Annotated in this window: 15 protein-coding genes; 4 read left to right on the top strand and 11 right to left on the bottom strand. The window is 56.2% G+C overall.

The window, feature by feature from the left end; all coding sequences use genetic code 11:
* Positions 1-88 precede the first annotated feature (88 nt).
* Together CDH48_RS06920 and CDH48_RS06915 are read left to right on the top strand one after the other, a co-directional pair.
* Positions 89-586, top strand: coding sequence for an Lrp/AsnC family transcriptional regulator (locus CDH48_RS06920; RefSeq protein WP_100687982.1), 498 nt, complete (start codon positions 89-91; stop codon positions 584-586).
* A gap of 97 nt (positions 587-683) precedes the next feature.
* On the top strand, positions 684-2,417 hold the full coding sequence (locus tag CDH48_RS06915; protein WP_100687981.1) for a proline--tRNA ligase: 1,734 nt from the start codon (positions 684-686) through the stop codon (positions 2,415-2,417).
* A 65-nt stretch (positions 2,418-2,482) separates the two neighbouring features.
* Here CDH48_RS06915 and murB read toward each other — a convergent pair whose 3' ends face one another.
* The 9 genes from murB to CDH48_RS06870 form a co-directional block, all read right to left on the bottom strand.
* Positions 2,483-3,511 carry a UDP-N-acetylmuramate dehydrogenase gene (gene murB, locus CDH48_RS06910; protein ID WP_100687980.1) on the bottom strand — a complete coding sequence of 343 codons (1,029 nt, stop codon included), beginning with the start codon at positions 3,509-3,511 and terminating at the stop codon, positions 2,483-2,485.
* Positions 3,508-3,987, bottom strand: coding sequence for a low molecular weight protein-tyrosine-phosphatase (locus CDH48_RS06905; protein WP_100687979.1), 480 nt, complete (start codon positions 3,985-3,987; stop codon positions 3,508-3,510). The genes murB and CDH48_RS06905 overlap by 4 nt, the downstream gene beginning before the upstream one ends.
* Entirely contained in the window at positions 3,984-4,799 is an 816-nt protein-coding gene (gene kdsB / locus CDH48_RS06900) for a 3-deoxy-manno-octulosonate cytidylyltransferase (protein ID WP_100687978.1), read from the bottom strand. The genes CDH48_RS06905 and kdsB overlap by 4 nt, the downstream gene beginning before the upstream one ends.
* Positions 4,800-4,826: 27 nt before the next feature.
* Positions 4,827-5,015 (bottom strand): Trm112 family protein, encoded by a 189-nt coding sequence (locus CDH48_RS06895; protein WP_100687977.1) that lies wholly within the window; start codon positions 5,013-5,015, stop codon positions 4,827-4,829.
* 19 nt (positions 5,016-5,034) lie between these two features.
* On the bottom strand, positions 5,035-6,072 hold the full coding sequence (gene lpxK, locus CDH48_RS06890; protein ID WP_100687976.1) for a tetraacyldisaccharide 4'-kinase: 1,038 nt from the start codon (positions 6,070-6,072) through the stop codon (positions 5,035-5,037).
* The gene (gene msbA, locus CDH48_RS06885; RefSeq protein ID WP_100687975.1) at positions 6,069-7,844 is read right to left on the bottom strand and encodes a lipid A export permease/ATP-binding protein MsbA; all 1,776 of its coding nucleotides are present in this window, start codon (positions 7,842-7,844) and stop codon (positions 6,069-6,071) included. The genes lpxK and msbA overlap by 4 nt, the downstream gene beginning before the upstream one ends.
* On the bottom strand, positions 7,841-8,266 hold the full coding sequence (locus tag CDH48_RS06880; protein ID WP_100687974.1) for an ExbD/TolR family protein: 426 nt from the start codon (positions 8,264-8,266) through the stop codon (positions 7,841-7,843). Before CDH48_RS06880 ends, msbA begins: the two co-directional genes overlap by 4 nt.
* A gap of 5 nt (positions 8,267-8,271) precedes the next feature.
* Positions 8,272-8,898 (bottom strand): MotA/TolQ/ExbB proton channel family protein, encoded by a 627-nt coding sequence (locus CDH48_RS06875; protein ID WP_100687973.1) that lies wholly within the window; start codon positions 8,896-8,898, stop codon positions 8,272-8,274.
* 72 nt (positions 8,899-8,970) lie between these two features.
* Positions 8,971-11,415, bottom strand: a complete 2,445-nt coding sequence (locus CDH48_RS06870) for a DNA internalization-related competence protein ComEC/Rec2 (protein ID WP_100687972.1) — start codon at positions 11,413-11,415, stop codon at positions 8,971-8,973.
* A 45-nt stretch (positions 11,416-11,460) separates the two neighbouring features.
* Here CDH48_RS06870 and CDH48_RS06865 point away from each other — a divergent pair, with 45 nt between their 5' ends.
* Positions 11,461-12,006: a DUF2062 domain-containing protein gene (locus CDH48_RS06865; RefSeq protein WP_100687971.1), complete on the top strand. Its 546-nt coding sequence runs from the start codon at positions 11,461-11,463 to the stop codon at positions 12,004-12,006.
* Here the strand turns inward: CDH48_RS06865 and CDH48_RS06860 are convergent.
* A complete protein-coding gene (locus tag CDH48_RS06860; protein WP_379923192.1) occupies positions 11,994-12,683 on the bottom strand; it encodes an ABC transporter ATP-binding protein in 690 nt (229 codons plus the stop codon). The genes CDH48_RS06865 and CDH48_RS06860 overlap by 13 nt on opposite strands.
* Positions 12,684-12,696: 13 nt before the next feature.
* Positions 12,697-13,938 (bottom strand): lipoprotein-releasing ABC transporter permease subunit, encoded by a 1,242-nt coding sequence (locus CDH48_RS06855; protein WP_100687969.1) that lies wholly within the window; start codon positions 13,936-13,938, stop codon positions 12,697-12,699.
* A gap of 123 nt (positions 13,939-14,061) precedes the next feature.
* Here CDH48_RS06855 and CDH48_RS06850 point away from each other — a divergent pair, with 123 nt between their 5' ends.
* Positions 14,062-14,649 carry a PilZ domain-containing protein gene (locus CDH48_RS06850; RefSeq protein WP_100688114.1) on the top strand — a complete coding sequence of 196 codons (588 nt, stop codon included), beginning with the start codon at positions 14,062-14,064 and terminating at the stop codon, positions 14,647-14,649.
* The last annotated feature ends 34 nt before the right edge of the window (positions 14,650-14,683 follow it).

Here is a 14,683-nt window from a genome sequence, read left to right as displayed (position 1 = left end):
TTCAGCACAGCAGTTGATTGCTAATTTACAGCATAAAGCATAGATTATTGGCTATATATTCTTATTTATAACCTGAGACAGCAATTTTATGCCTACAAACAAAGAAACCCTCATACAAATTGACAAAACCGATCGGCGCATACTGGCCCAGATCCAGAAAGACGCCTCCCTCACCAATCAGCAGCTGGCGGAAAAGGTGGGGCTTTCTCCATCTCCCTGCCTCAGACGGGTACGGGCACTTGAAGAGGCCGGCATCATTGTGCGCACGGTAACCGTTCTTGACCACAAGAAGCTTGGCCTTTCCCTTACCGTTATTATTCTGATCGGCATGGACAGACACACACCGGAGCGTTTCGCCGCGTTTGAGGAGCAGGTATCCGAATACCCGGAGGTTCTCGAATGCTATCTGGTAACAGGCCACGATGCCGACTACATGCTGAAAGTCGTGGTGCCGGATATGGACCAGTACCACCACTTTCTGCTCAATCGCATTACACGGATTCCCGGTGTCAGTGGCGTTCACTCCAGTTTCGTTCTCAAGCGGGTGATTGACAGCACCGCGCTACCTCTGGGCTATTTATCCTGATGCCAGGCACCTCATCTGTACCTTGTGCGGCAGGCTCCGTACAATAGCGCGAAGTTAAAAAGCACCCTTCTTTGAACACCAATGAACGGAAACCACGATGCGAGCAAGCCGTTACCTGATTGCAACCCAGAAAGAGACCCCCTCTGACGCGGAGATTATCAGCCACCAGTTGATGCTGCGTGCCGGCATGATCCGGAAACTGGCGGCCGGCCTTTATACCTGGCTGCCCATGGGCCTGAGAACCCTGCGCAAGGTTGAGCGGATTGTTCGTGAAGAAATGGACAAAAGTGGTGCTCAGGAAGTGCTGATGCCGGCAATTCAGCCCGCTGAGCTCTGGCAGGAATCCGGGCGCTGGACCCAGTATGGCGGTGAGCTGCTGCGAATGAACGATCGCCACGGCCGTGAGTTCTGCTTCGGCCCCACCCATGAAGAAGTCATCACCGATCTGATCCGCAATGAGCTGAAAAGCTACAAGGAACTGCCGGCCAACTTCTATCAGATCCAGACCAAGTTCCGGGACGAGCGCCGCCCGCGCTTCGGTGTTATGCGCGCCCGGGAATTCATCATGAAAGACGCCTACTCCTTCCATGTGAACGCCGAATCCCTGGATGAAACCTACCAGGTGATGCACCGCACATACTGCGCCATCTTTGATCGCCTGGGGCTGGATTACCGCCCGGTTCAGGCGGATTCCGGCGCCATTGGCGGCAGCGCCTCCCATGAGTTCCATGTGCTGGCGTCGTCCGGCGAAGACGACATTGTGTTCAGCACTGACAGCGATTACGCCGCCAACATTGAAAAAGCCGAAGCTGTCGCCCCGTCCGGCGAACGCCCGGCACCGGCTGAAGAACTGCAAGAAATTGCAACACCGGAACAACGAACCATTGAGGCAATTTCAGAGTTCCTGAAGGTTGCGCCCACCCGCACCGTGAAAACCCTGCTGGTAAAATCGGAAGCCGATGAAAATGGCGAATCCGGGCTCATCGCTCTGATCTTGCGCGGCGACCACACTCTGAACGAAATCAAGGCCGAAAATCTGGAAGGCGTTGCTGAACCCCTGACCATGGCAACCGATGAAGAAATCGAGGCAGCCATTGGCTGTAAAGCCGGCTCCATTGGCCCGGTAAACCTGCCGGTTCCGCTGATTGTAGACCGAAGCGCAGCTCACCTTGCGGATTTCGTGTGCGGTGCAAATAAAGAGGGTTACCATCTGACCGGCGTGAACTGGGAGCGGGATCTGCCGCTGGGCCGGGTTGAGGACATTCGTAACGTGGTTGAGGGCGACCCCAGCCCCGATGGCAAAGGCACCCTGGAGATACGCAGAGGTATTGAGGTTGGCCACATCTTCAAACTGGGCAACAAATACAGCACCGCCATGAACGCCACCGTTCTGGATGAGAACGGCAAAACCGTGATCATGGACATGGGCTGTTACGGCATTGGCGTGTCACGAATCGTGGCTGCTTCAATCGAACAGAACCACGATGACAAGGGCATCATCTGGCCAGATGCCATTGCACCGTTCCAGGTGGCTATTGTTACCCTCAACGCCCACAAAACGCCCACTGTGGCCGAAGCTGGTGAAAAACTGTACGAGCAGTTGAAACAGGCAGGCTACGACGTGCTGCTTGACGACCGCAAAGAACGCCCGGGGGTAAAGTTTGCGGACATGGAACTGATCGGCATACCGCATCGCTTTGTTATTTCAGATCGTGGCCTGAAGTCCGGCACGCTCGAATACAAAGGGCGCAGAGATGCTGACAAGCAGGATGTTGCCATTGAAGACGCCCTGCCGCTTCTGGTGAAAGCCTCACCACGTAAGGGTCTGTAGGATAGCTTGAGAAACAGCGCCCGCCGTTAACGGCGGGCCAGACAATGCTATTCAGGGGGGCCTGTTCAAACGCCCACGATACCCGGTTCCATCGCCAGCTCCACGCCAAACTGTGCCCGCACCGAATCGCGAATGTCGGAAGCCAGATCGAGCACATCCAGCCCTGTTCCCCCGGAATGATTGATCAGCACCAGCGCCTGCCGGTTGTGCACGCCCACACGGTCATTCCGGTAGCCCTTCCACCCACACCGATCAATCAGCCAGGCTGCAGCCAGTTTTACAGTGCCGTTTTGGGGGTAGCTGACAACATCCGGATGGGCAGCCTGCAGCTTACTGAAGGTCTCGGCAGACACCACCGGGTTCTTGAAAAAACTGCCGACATTGGGAATCATGCCCGGATCCGGTAACTTGCGATGCCGAATAGCCATAACAGCCTCAGCTACGGTCACTGCGTCCAGTTTTTCGGTATCCGTCTCCCCCAGGTAATCTTCAAGATCCCTGTAACCAAGCTGCAATGGTCTTGTACGAGACAGCCTGAGCCTTATCCCGGTAATAATGAAACGCTCTGGCTGTCGCTTGAACAGGCTGTCCCTGTAGGCAAACTCGCAATCTGCCTTATGCAGGGTCACAAGCTGACGGGTTTCACGATCCAAAGCTGTTACGGAGACCAGGGTATCGCACAGTTCAACGCCGTAGGCGCCTATATTCTGAACCGGGGCAGCGCCAGCGGTGCCAGGAATAAGGGCAAGATTCTCGATGCCCCGGTATCCACATCTGGCGGCGTAGAGTACTGCATCATGCCAGTTTTCACCGGCGCCCAGAACCAGCGTAGCGCCAGTGTCATCAACCTGTTCCCAATAACGCGCTGCAATACGCATGCGGATCACAAGGCCCGCATAGTCCCCGGCAAAAACCAGATTGCTGCCACTGCCCAGCACCAGGACCCTGTGCCCGTTCTCCTGCGCCCATGCCAGGGCACGGGCCAGGTCATCCAGAGTTTCCACTTCCATGTAATAGCGTGCTGTTGCGGATACGCGCAGTGTGTTGAGTTCTGTCAGATCAATATTTTCCTGCAGTTCCGCATGCAGGCTCACACCATGCGCTCCTGAATACTGCGAAGCAGGCCCTCTCCTGCATCTTCAATCAGATCAAGCACCTGCTCGAACCCGTCTTCGCCGCCGAAATAGGGGTCGGGCACCTCAGCCAAATCGGTGTTGCCATATTCCAGAAAGAGCGTGGGCCGGGTGCCGCCATTCTGATGCCAGATGTCTTTTACATCGGCAAGGTTCTGGCGGTCCATCACAACAACATAATCGAAGGTGTCGAGATCTTTCTCGGTAAACTGTCGTGCCCTGAGCCCGCTGATATCGATGCCGCGACTGGCGGCGGCTTCCAGCGACCTTGGATCCGGCCCCTTGCCTATGTGCCAGTTGCTGGTACCACAGGAGTCAATATAAATCTGCTCCTGTAACCCCGCCTGCTCCACCAGTTTGCGAAATACACCCTCGGCGGTTGGCGAACGACAGATATTGCCAAGACACACAAAAAGCACGCTGGCGCGTTTACTCATGCCCCGTTTTCTCCTGTTTCAATGGATTTGCACATCCAGGCCCTGACGCGCTGTAAATCTGCTTCGGTATCAACCCCTGGTGGTGGCGTTTGGTCTGCCACCTCAACGTGGATCCTTGCGCCGTTATACAGTGCACGAAGCTGTTCCAGCGATTCTGCCAGTTCTGTGGGTGCCGGCGGCCAACTCACGAAACGGCTCAGCACACTGGCCCGGTACCCGTAAATGCCTATATGGCGGAAATACCCGGCGTCACCCTTCAAGGCGGCAGCCGCGTTGGTTGCCAGAAGGTTACCCCGGCTCATATCACTCCAATGGTCCCGGGCCCAGGGAACAGGGGCCCGGCTGAAATAGTGGGCCATTCCTTCGAGATCAAAAACAACCTTTACAACATTGGGGTCGAAGACCTGCTCTATGTCGTGCAGGCGCTCGCAAAGTGTTGCAATAGCAGCATGGGGATAGCGATCGAGATTATCCGCAACCTGGTCAATCAACCTGGGCGGAATCAGAGGCTCATCCCCCTGCACATTGACAACCCGGTGCTCCGCATCCAGCCCGAGCTTGCGTACAACTTCTTCCAGGCGATCGGTGCCACTGACATGATTGGGCGAAGTCAACACCACTTCGGCGCCAAATGCCTTGCAGGCATCGTAAATACGCGCGTCATCCGTGGCGACAACCACGCGGCTTGCCCGGCTTTCCCATGCGCGCTCACAAACGTGCCGTATCATGGGCTTGCCGGCGATATCCAGCAAAGGCTTACCGGGTAAACGTGTGGAGGCATAGCGGGCCGGAATCACAACCGTAAAACTCATGGGGTTTCAATCCTGCAGAGAGCTTTCTCAGTTCTTGTGAAGGCGTTCATCGGTGGAGAGTGTACGGGCCTCAGTGGCCAGCATGACCGGTATACCCTCCCGTATGGGAAACGCCATGGCATCCTGGTAGCACACCAGTTCCGTTTTGGCTTCATTGAGCTTCAGGTCACCTTTACAGACCGGACAGGCCAGCATGGCCAAGAGTTTTTTATCCATAATGCAGTCTCGCTGACAGTTAAGAAGTTGATGGCCCGGAGCACGCCCGCAGCTTTGCGTGGACGCTCTCCGAAAACAGCTCTGGTAGCCGGGCCTCAACATGGAGCACCCAGGCGTTATCCGGCGCAAAGCCACGACATTTAACGCCATCTTTGGCCGTCATTACCAGTATCTGATCCGATTCTGCCCCAAGGTCTTCCGGGCGGAAACGGTGGTGATCCGGGAAAGGCACAGCCGTCACCTTTGCCCCCAGCCCTTTGAGGGTATCGAAAAAACGCGCAGGATTGCCGATACCCGCTACCGCACGAACCCGTTTTCCCCGGAGACTTTCCGGGGCCCTGGTCTCGCCATCATTGAGGTTAACAAGCCGGGTTGGCACAAGACTCATGGAATACATTTGCGGATGAGCAACTCCCGGGAGCGTGGTCTGCCCTGCCCGCCCGGAATCGCCGGTGACGCTTGCAGTGTTCACCACAACAAAGTCCACAGTATCCAGGCGGCTGACCGGCTCCCGCAAGGGGCCCACCGGGATCAGGGCACCATTGCCGATGCCCCGGGAACCATCGAATACTGCCAGTTCAATATCCCGAGGCAGACGGTAATGCTGAAGCCCGTCATCACTGACGAAGACATCTCCCAAGGCATTGTCGATCGCGAATTCGGCACCACGACGCCGGTCGGGATCCACCACCACCGGCACGCCGGTTGCCTGTGCAAGCATCACGGGTTCATCACCGGCCAGCGACGGCAGGGTCTCTTCTGTAACCAGCAGCGGGTAACCGGAAGATTTGCCGCCGTAGCCCCGGCTGAGTATCACCGGTCGCCAGCCCGCGCTGAGCATTTCACCCACCAGCCATGCCGTCAACGGAGATTTCCCTGTACCACCGGCAGTGATGTTGCCCACCACCACAACCGGCACCGGCAGCCTGGAACCAAGGGTCTGCTGGGCTTTTCGCCGCCGTGCCTGGGCGATGGCACGATAAAGCCAGGAGAGTGGCGTTAAAATAAACAGTAGCCGGCTTTTACCGTACCAAAGGCGTTCTACCAGGGAAGTCATGAGTGCTCACTGAACTGCATCTGGTGTAACTGGGCATAGGCACCCTTGCTGGCAAGAAGCTCGCTATGACGCCCCGATTCCACAATGCGCCCGTTATCCATAACCAGAATCCTGTCGGCCTTCTCAATGGTGGACAGCCGGTGCGCAATTACCAGCGTTGTACGGCCCTGAATAACCGTTTCCAGGGCTTGCTGGATATGCCGTTCAGACTCGGTATCCAGCGCCGAAGTCGCCTCATCAAGGATGAGAATCGGTGCATCTTTCAACAAGGCTCTGGCAATTGCCAGGCGCTGCCGCTGGCCGCCGGACAGCATGACTCCGTTATCACCAATTTCGGTATCCAGCCCGTCCGGCATACGATCAATAAACTCCAGCGCATGAGCCTTGGCGGCTGCCTCCCGTATTTCTTCCCGGCTGCACTGCCGCAGCGCGCCGTAGGCTATGTTGGCAGCAATGGTGTCGTTAAACAGTACAACATTTTGCGTAACCAGCGCGATCTGTGCTCTCAGTGCTTTCAGAGAAAAGTCATTGAGCGGGTGCCCGTCAATCAGGATATCGCCACCAGTGTATTCATAAAACCGCGGCAGCAAACTGACCAGCGTTGATTTTCCGCTGCCCGAGCGCCCCACAAGCGCCACGCTTTGCCCTGCCGGAATATCAACGGAGATACCTTTTAGCACATCATCAAGCTGGTCCCGGTAGCGAAACGATACATTGTCAAACCGGATGTTGCCTTCGACGCGCTCCGGGGCAAACGTGCCGGAATCCGGCTCCGGCGCTTCATCAATGGTCTCGAATACGTCATAAGCCGCAGCCACGCCTTTCTGTATCTGCGCATGAACCGATGTCACCTGACGAATGGGCTTGGCCATGGTGGTCGCGGCTGTGATAAAAGCCACCAGCTGGCCGGTTGTCATTTCGCCCCTTATCTCCGGTGCCAGCATGGTCCATACAAGGGCGGCAATGGCAATGGCTACCAGCAGCTGGATTACCGGTACACTGATAGCCTGGGTAGAGGCCATTTTGAGACTTTGCTTCAGGTTCCTGTCGTTAACTTCCTGAAAACGCGCCTTTTCGTACTCCACACCTCCGAATGTGCGAACAACCCGGTAACCCGTAATAGACTCGGAAGCCACATGGGTAATGTCGCCCATCGACCCCTGAATACGCTGGCTGATCTTGCGAAAACGTTTACTGGCATAGCTGACCACGGCGCCGATCAATGGGCCCACAGCCAAAAAGATCAGGGTCAGCTTCCAGTTGGTGTACAGCATGAAGCCGAGCAACCCGACAATGGTGAGACCTTCCCGAAGCGTAATGGTTACCGCATTGGTTGTGGCCTCCGCTACCTGTTCCACGTTAAAGGTGAGTTTGGATACCAGTCTTCCGGCAGCATTGTCATCGAAATAACGGGATGGAAGGGTCATCAACCGGTTGAACACATCCTTACGGAGCGAGTTAATAACCTGTCGCCCGACGTAACTGATGAAGTACTGGCTCATGAAGGTTCCAAAACCACGGAACGCGAATACCCCTACAATCAACGCGGTCAACAGGATCCGGTTTTGCTCGGTGGGATTTTCAATGGCCGAAATTACATATTCCATGGCAGCCGCCATACCTGTGGATGCTGCCGCATAAATAATGTTACCCACAACGGCGAAGGAGAAAGCCAGCCAGAATGGCTTTACATAGGCCAGAAGCCGCTTGTAGGTGTGCCAGCTCTCGCCGGGTTTAGCCTGCCGGGGGACTGGAAGCTCCGCTTGACTCACTGGCTTTCGGCCTCACGCTCTGTGGTTATGCTCAGCTTGGAGAAACCCAGGCGGCCTGCAACGTCCATTGCCCTGACCACATACTCGTGCGGGGTGCGGGCGTCTGCAGTAATGATAAATGGCAGACTATGATTACCTTCAGCCAGCTCGCTCACTCCACGCTCAAGTGTCTCGCGGCGATTGTTCACCAGCGCCTTGTTGTTCAGGATGTACTGGCCTTCTGCGTTAATCACCACGTCTATCTGCTTTATTTCGGTAGCAGACGCTGGCTCACCACTGGCTTCGGGCAATTCCACCTGCAAATGACTTTCCCGGGTAAAGGTTGTGGAAACCATGAAGAAAATCAACAGCAGGAAAACCACATCGATCAGCGGTGTCAGGTCTACCCCGACTTCCTGACTTCTCTGGCGAGTAAACTTCACGGCGCTCAGACCTCTTCCACATCGATTTCGCGATCACCGTGCACAACTTCAACCAGCTTGATGGCTTCCTGCTCCATGCCCACCACAAGCTCGTCTACTCGCCGGATAAAATAGCGGTGACAGATCAGTGCCGGAATGGCAACACTCAGGCCCGCCGCCGTAGTAATCAACGCTTCGGAGATACCACCGGCGAGGTTGCCGGCATTACCTACCCCGGCAAGCTGGATCTCGGTAAATACTTTGATCATACCAATCACGGTACCCAGGAGCCCGAGCAGTGGCGTAATGGTTGCAACCGTGCCCAGCGGATTGAGAAAACGCTCCAGCTCGTGAATCACCTGGCTGGCCTCGTGCTCAATGCTCTCTTTCATGATTTCGCGGCCATGCTTGGCGTTCATGAGGCCACCTGCAAGGATTCGCCCCAGGGGTGAGGAACTCTGCAACGCTTTCAGTTTGCGGCCGTTAAGTTCTTTTTTCTTGATCCAGCGCCAGAGTTCATTAATGGTCTGGGGTGGGGCAACCCGGGACGCCCGAAGTGTCCAGAATCGCTCCAGAATGATCGCAAGCGCCAGAATGGAACAGGCAACAATTGGCACCATCAGAATGCCACCGGCTTTCAACAGCTCGAACACGCTTGATCTCCCTGATTGTTTACAAGCCGCGCTACTTTAGCATAGCTGCAGGTTGAGGCTACACCTGCAATGTCACGGTATTTTGCATTGCTGCCTCGCAAGTTCCGGAGCTCCAATCCAGAAGGGCGCCTGATGTCGGGCTTCCCGGATTTTCAGCGCGCCATCAGCCACGGTCATGACCAGTTCGCCGGAACAGGCGGTGTTAAGTGCCCGGGCGCCAGCCTTCCGGTAGCGTGCGGTAACGTCCTTGTGAGGGTGGCCATATCGGTGCCGGTATCCTGCAGTGTAAATCACCAGCTCGGGGCTCAGGGTATCAACCCAGGCAGCAGAGGAGGATGTTTTACTACCGTGATGAGGTGCGATCACAATCCGCCTGCGCACCCCGTCCTCTTCCAACCTGCCCGGAACGGACTTCAGATAACGGGCTTCAATGCGAGTGCTTATATCACCCGGAAACACCCATTCCACGCCGGCATCGGAATACGCCGCTGTAAGAACGCAAGAGGCATCGTTGCCCTCATGGTTTCCTGCCGCCTGCCAGAGACCAAGCCGGAAGGCGCCACCCAATTCCCACTCTCCCTCGCACCCCGAAATACTCACCGCCCGGCCCCGCTCCAGCTTTTCAGCAATGGTCGCAGGCTCACCGGTGACAATCCGGCCTACCCTGAATTCCTCAAGAAGCAGATCCATGCCGCCGGAATGATCGTTATCGGCATGGCTCACAACCAGCGTATCTATACGCTTGATACCCAAAGCCCTTAGATTGGGCAGCAGCACAGATTCCGCGGCAGAGAATACACCTTCAACTTCCGGCCCTGTGTCATACAGCAACACCTCGTGACCTGCCCGCACTAAAGCAGAGAGGCCCTGACCAACATCCCAAACCCTTACCTCCGGCTCTGCCACATATGGATTTTGCGCATCGCCGGAAACATTCACAGCAGTTAGCCAGGCCAGGGCAACCACACTCCCGGCAGCCCGGAAAACCCGCATCGGAACCAGTGCAATCAGCAATATCAGCAGCGCAAATGCAGCGGTTTCCGGCACGCTTCCGTCCAGCTCTGGCCAATCCATACCAGCCACCCAGCCGAGAAAGCTCCACATGACATCCAGTACGGCATCAATGCTTGGTACAACAAGCCCGGACAACGCCGGAAACAGGGCTACCAGCAGCCCGCCCGAAATAAGAACCGGCATAACCACCAGTGACACCCAGGGAATAGCCAGGATATTGGCCAGCAGGCCTGCAACCGGCTGCCCCTGGCCAACCAGTTCAAGCAGCGGCCAGAGCCCGGCAAACACAGCCACCTGCGCAAGGCACAGGCCAGTCAGCCAGCCTGGAGCGCCCAAACGACCGGCAAAAGCACAAATCAGAACAGAAACCGCTCCGAACGACAGCCAGAAGCCTTGATCCAGTGGCGCGAAGGGGTCAAGCAAAAGCACCAGCCCGACCGCTACAATGAGTGAATGCCATACAGGCACCTGCCGGGATTTCAGCAAGAGCCAGCCCGCGGCTACAACCATGATCAACGCTCTTCGTGTTGGTACCGTAAAACCGGCGGCCAGTGCGTAAAACAGGCTGCAAACGAGCACCACAAGGAACACAGCCGCGCGTACCCATTGCTCACTCCTGTGGCGGGAGGTCACAGCCAGCAACAACCGGCGCGCAATGAACCCGGCGCCCAAAGCGATCAGGCCCAGGTGGAGGCCGGAAATAGCCACCAGATGAATCGTTCCCGTTGCCTTCAGACGGCTCCAGTGCTCAGGCGTTAAATGCCCACGGTTGCCGATCAGCAACGATGCAATTAAAGGGTGGTGGCGTGCTTGCGAAAATTGCCGGTCTGCCCACTGCGCCAGCCGGGAATAGGCGTGATGGTAATGGCACTGCATCCGGCAGGGTACGGATGGGTCAGAAACCGCACTGCGTACACTCCCGGTTGCCCGGTAACCTTTGCGAAACAGCCAGTCTTCATAGCGGAAGCCCTCTGTATTCAGGGAGCCATGGGGGCGTTTCAGTACCACCTCAAGACGCAGGCGATGGCCCGGAAGGGCGCCTCCGGGCTGGCCATACCAGGCAAGCCGAAGCCGTTCAGGGAGCGAACCAGCGGTTTTCCGAATCAGGGAATCCCCGTACCAGCGGGTGACACAGAAGCTGAAACGAATGCTGTCAAAACTACCTGCTGCCGGCAAATCACAGACGTAGCCGGAAACCTCAACCTGCGCACCTTCAAGGCCCGCAGGAAGCCTCTGTTCAAGGCGATCATGGGCCCAGAAACCTGCCCAGGCAATACCCGATGAAAAGCCAATCAGGATGGGCAGAATACACTCGGGCAACCGCCGGCGTATCGGCAAAAACCACAATAATGGTCCAACTGCAGCACCTGTCAGCCACACTTGAGGTGGCAACACCGTCAGCCTATAAAGTAAGATGACGCCGCAGGAAAAGGCGAATATGCCCAATACTGAAGAGCTTCCGGACAATCCTTGTCCTCCCGATGTTGTATCCGTCGGCGACATCCCTGGCGCCGGAGTTTTATTCTACTTGAAGGTTGAGCTTCCCATATGCCGAAGAAGTTCATGAAACGCTATCTGCCATCACCTGAAAAGGTGCAAGCGATACAGTCGCTTGGGTTTCTTGGCGATATCCTTAATGAACCCAATCTATGGCACATCAACCGTCACAGTGTTGCCCGGGCGTTCCTGATCGGCGTGTTTTTCTGCTTCATTCCCATGCCTTTCCAGATGATTGCTGCTGCTTTTTTTGCCATCTGGTTCAACGCCAACCTGCCTTTGTCTGTGGTGCTGGTATGGATAAGCAACCCGGTCACCATGCCGCCCATGTTCTACTTCAACTACAAGGTGGGCGCCTGGGTCCTCAACCGACCTGTTCTGAGTTTTGATTTCCAGCTTTCATGGCCCTGGATCAGTGAACGCCTGCTGGACATCGGCATTCCCCTTTACGTGGGCTCACTGATCGTCGCCACACTTTCAGCGTGTGTTGCCTATCTGGTCATACAGTTTATGTGGCGCAGGAAAATCCGTTCCGACTGGCGACTGCGCCGCCGCGCCCGCAAAATGCCCGGACACTCCCGTGATCAGGCCTCCTGAACAAGCCGGCCCTGCTCAAGCCTCAGCACTCGCCCAAGGCTTCGCGCCATCTGCATGTCATGGGTAACCATAACAAACGCAATCCCCAACTGATCACGCAAAGACTCAATCAGTGCCCGGACATCCTCACCTGTATGCTCGTCAAGGTTGCCGGTGGGCTCGTCCATCAATACGCACTCCGGTTCGTTGACCAGGGCACGGGCAATGGCAACACGCTGGCGCTCACCCCCTGACAACTCACCCGGCTTGTGAGGCAGGCGTTCCCCGAGCCCCACCTTCTGCAGGATTGACTGCGCCCGGGAGCGGGCATTTGATATTGCCATGCCACCCAGGGCGCAGGGCATCATGACATTCTCAAGCGCCGTAAATTCCGGCAACAGATGGTGAAACTGGTAAACAAAACCAAGATGCCGGTTGCGAAAACGCGCACGCCCCGCTTCCGACAGCCGATGGATATCCTTGCCACATATGGAAATCTGCCCCGATGAAGGCTTGTCCAGACCCCCGAGGAGGTTCAGAAGCGTTGTTTTACCTGCGCCGCTGCTACCCACAATTGCCAGGGTTTCACCCGCCGTCACCTCCAGTGAAATATCGGAAAATATGGTCAGTTTTTCAGGGCCCTGGGTATAGGTTCGGGTAACCTGCCGGCAATCAATCACCAGCGGAACGTCCTTCATGGCACCGTTTTCCTTATTCATATCGAAGGGCCTCCGCAGGATCTACCCGCGACGCCCGCCACGCCGGGTAAACCGTCGCTAGCAGACTCATGGCAAGGCCTGCGCCGCTGATAACGGCCACGTCCTGCCATTGCAACTGGGAGGGCAAATAGCTGATAAAGTATACATCTGCACTCAGGAACTGATGCCCCAGTGCGGTTTCCAGCCAGGAAATAAATGCACTGATATTAAGTGCACCGAGAACCCCCAGCAGTGTGCCGATCAAAGTTCCGAAAACGCCGATAACGGCACCCTGAACGATGAAAATTCTCATAATGCGCCCCGGTGTTGCTCCCATGGTGCGCAGAATCGCGATATCCGCAGTTTTGTCTGTTACCACCATGACCAGCGTAGACACGATGTTGAAAGCCGCAACAGCGACGATAAACATCAACAGCAAACCGATCATGGTTTTTTCCATACGAATGGCCTGAAACAGATTGCCGTGAGTGCGGGTCCAGTCGGAAATATAATACCGGCCGGAAAGCCCTCTGGCGGCCTCTTCCGCAACCTTGGGAGCAGCAAACAGGTCATCAACCAGCAGGCGCACACCCTGTGCTTTTCCGCCCGTTCGCATAAGCTTGGCGGCGTCATCCATATGAATGAGCGTATAGTTACCGTCCAGTTCTGCACCAACGCTGAAAATGCCTTTTACCGTAAAGCGCTTCAGGCGCGGCAAAACTCCGGCGGGGGTCACTGAAGCTTCCGGCAGCACCACGGTCACTTTGTCACCCAGCTGCAAATGCAGGCTGGCGGCCATGGTGCGGCCCACAATCATGCCAAATTCGCCGGCAACCAGATCATCCAGATTACCTTCAATCATGTGGTTTTCAATGATGGAAACCGTGCGCTCCTCCTCTGGCAGCACACCATTAAGCATGACACCACGCACCTCACCACCACCGGTGACCATACCCTGACCCTGGATGAACGGCGCCGCGGCCAGAACCCTTGGGTGCTCCTCCACCTTTGCGTCCACAGACTCCCAGTCATCCAAAGGCCCGCTGCCCTGAATAATGGCGTGGGGAACCATACCCAGAATGCGCTGCTTGAGCTCCCGGTCAAAACCGTTCATCACAGACAGCACAATAATCAGCACCGCGACACCAAGCATCAGCCCGATCATCGATGTGAGGGAAATAAACGAGATAAAATGATTGCGTCTTTTGGCAGCGGTGTAACGCAAGCCGATATAAAACGATAAGGGTCTGAACATGGAGAGGTGCCTGTCGCTACCTTCAGGTCGATCGTGGTCTGGAATTTCCCCGCAGCCTTTCAGGGCGACGGGAAACTGCTAAACTTTCACTACTGGCTGAAATCCTTGTTCGCGGAGCCCCGAATGCAGACCCGAGAAACGCCGACCGAACCGGCAGACGATCTACCTGAGCGTCGGGATTTTTTCCGCATCGAAGACCGGATTGGCCTGGAAGTCCGCAAGCTGCCGCAGTCAGCCAGGCTCGACGACAATTTCCTCAACGACGATCATCTCGAGAGCCTGAGAGCTGAATTCAGACGGCTGGATCAGGATATCAAGTCCCAGCTCGCCAGCCTTGCGGATCAGGATCGTCTGTTTACCGGCCTGATAAAGTCCCTGAACGGCAAGCTGGATACCCTGGCGCGCATTATGGCCTTTCAACAAAATCCCTTGCAACCGGATGACTGGCAAGACGTCACTCTGAGCGAAGGCGGCCTGGCCTTTTCTGCCAGCCCGCAAGCATGGCAGACTGGCGACAGGCTTGCCGTCCGCATGACCCTGCCACCGGAACTTTTCCAGCCCCGCGCCATCGCACAGGTTATGGATGTGCAGGCCGACGAAACAGGCGGAGCAAGGGTTCATACCGGCTTTATCCGGATACAGGATGGTGATCGTCAGCAAATCGCCCGACATGTGATGCGATGGCAGATTCGCCAGCGGCAAAAAGAGTAGACTGGCGAAAATATGTGACTTTTCCCCGTATTTC

The sequence above is a fragment of the Marinobacter aromaticivorans genome (assembly GCF_002806975.1).
GTDB lineage: Bacteria > Pseudomonadota > Gammaproteobacteria > Pseudomonadales > Oleiphilaceae > Marinobacter > Marinobacter aromaticivorans.
This window is presented reverse-complemented; position numbering and strand designations above follow the sequence as displayed.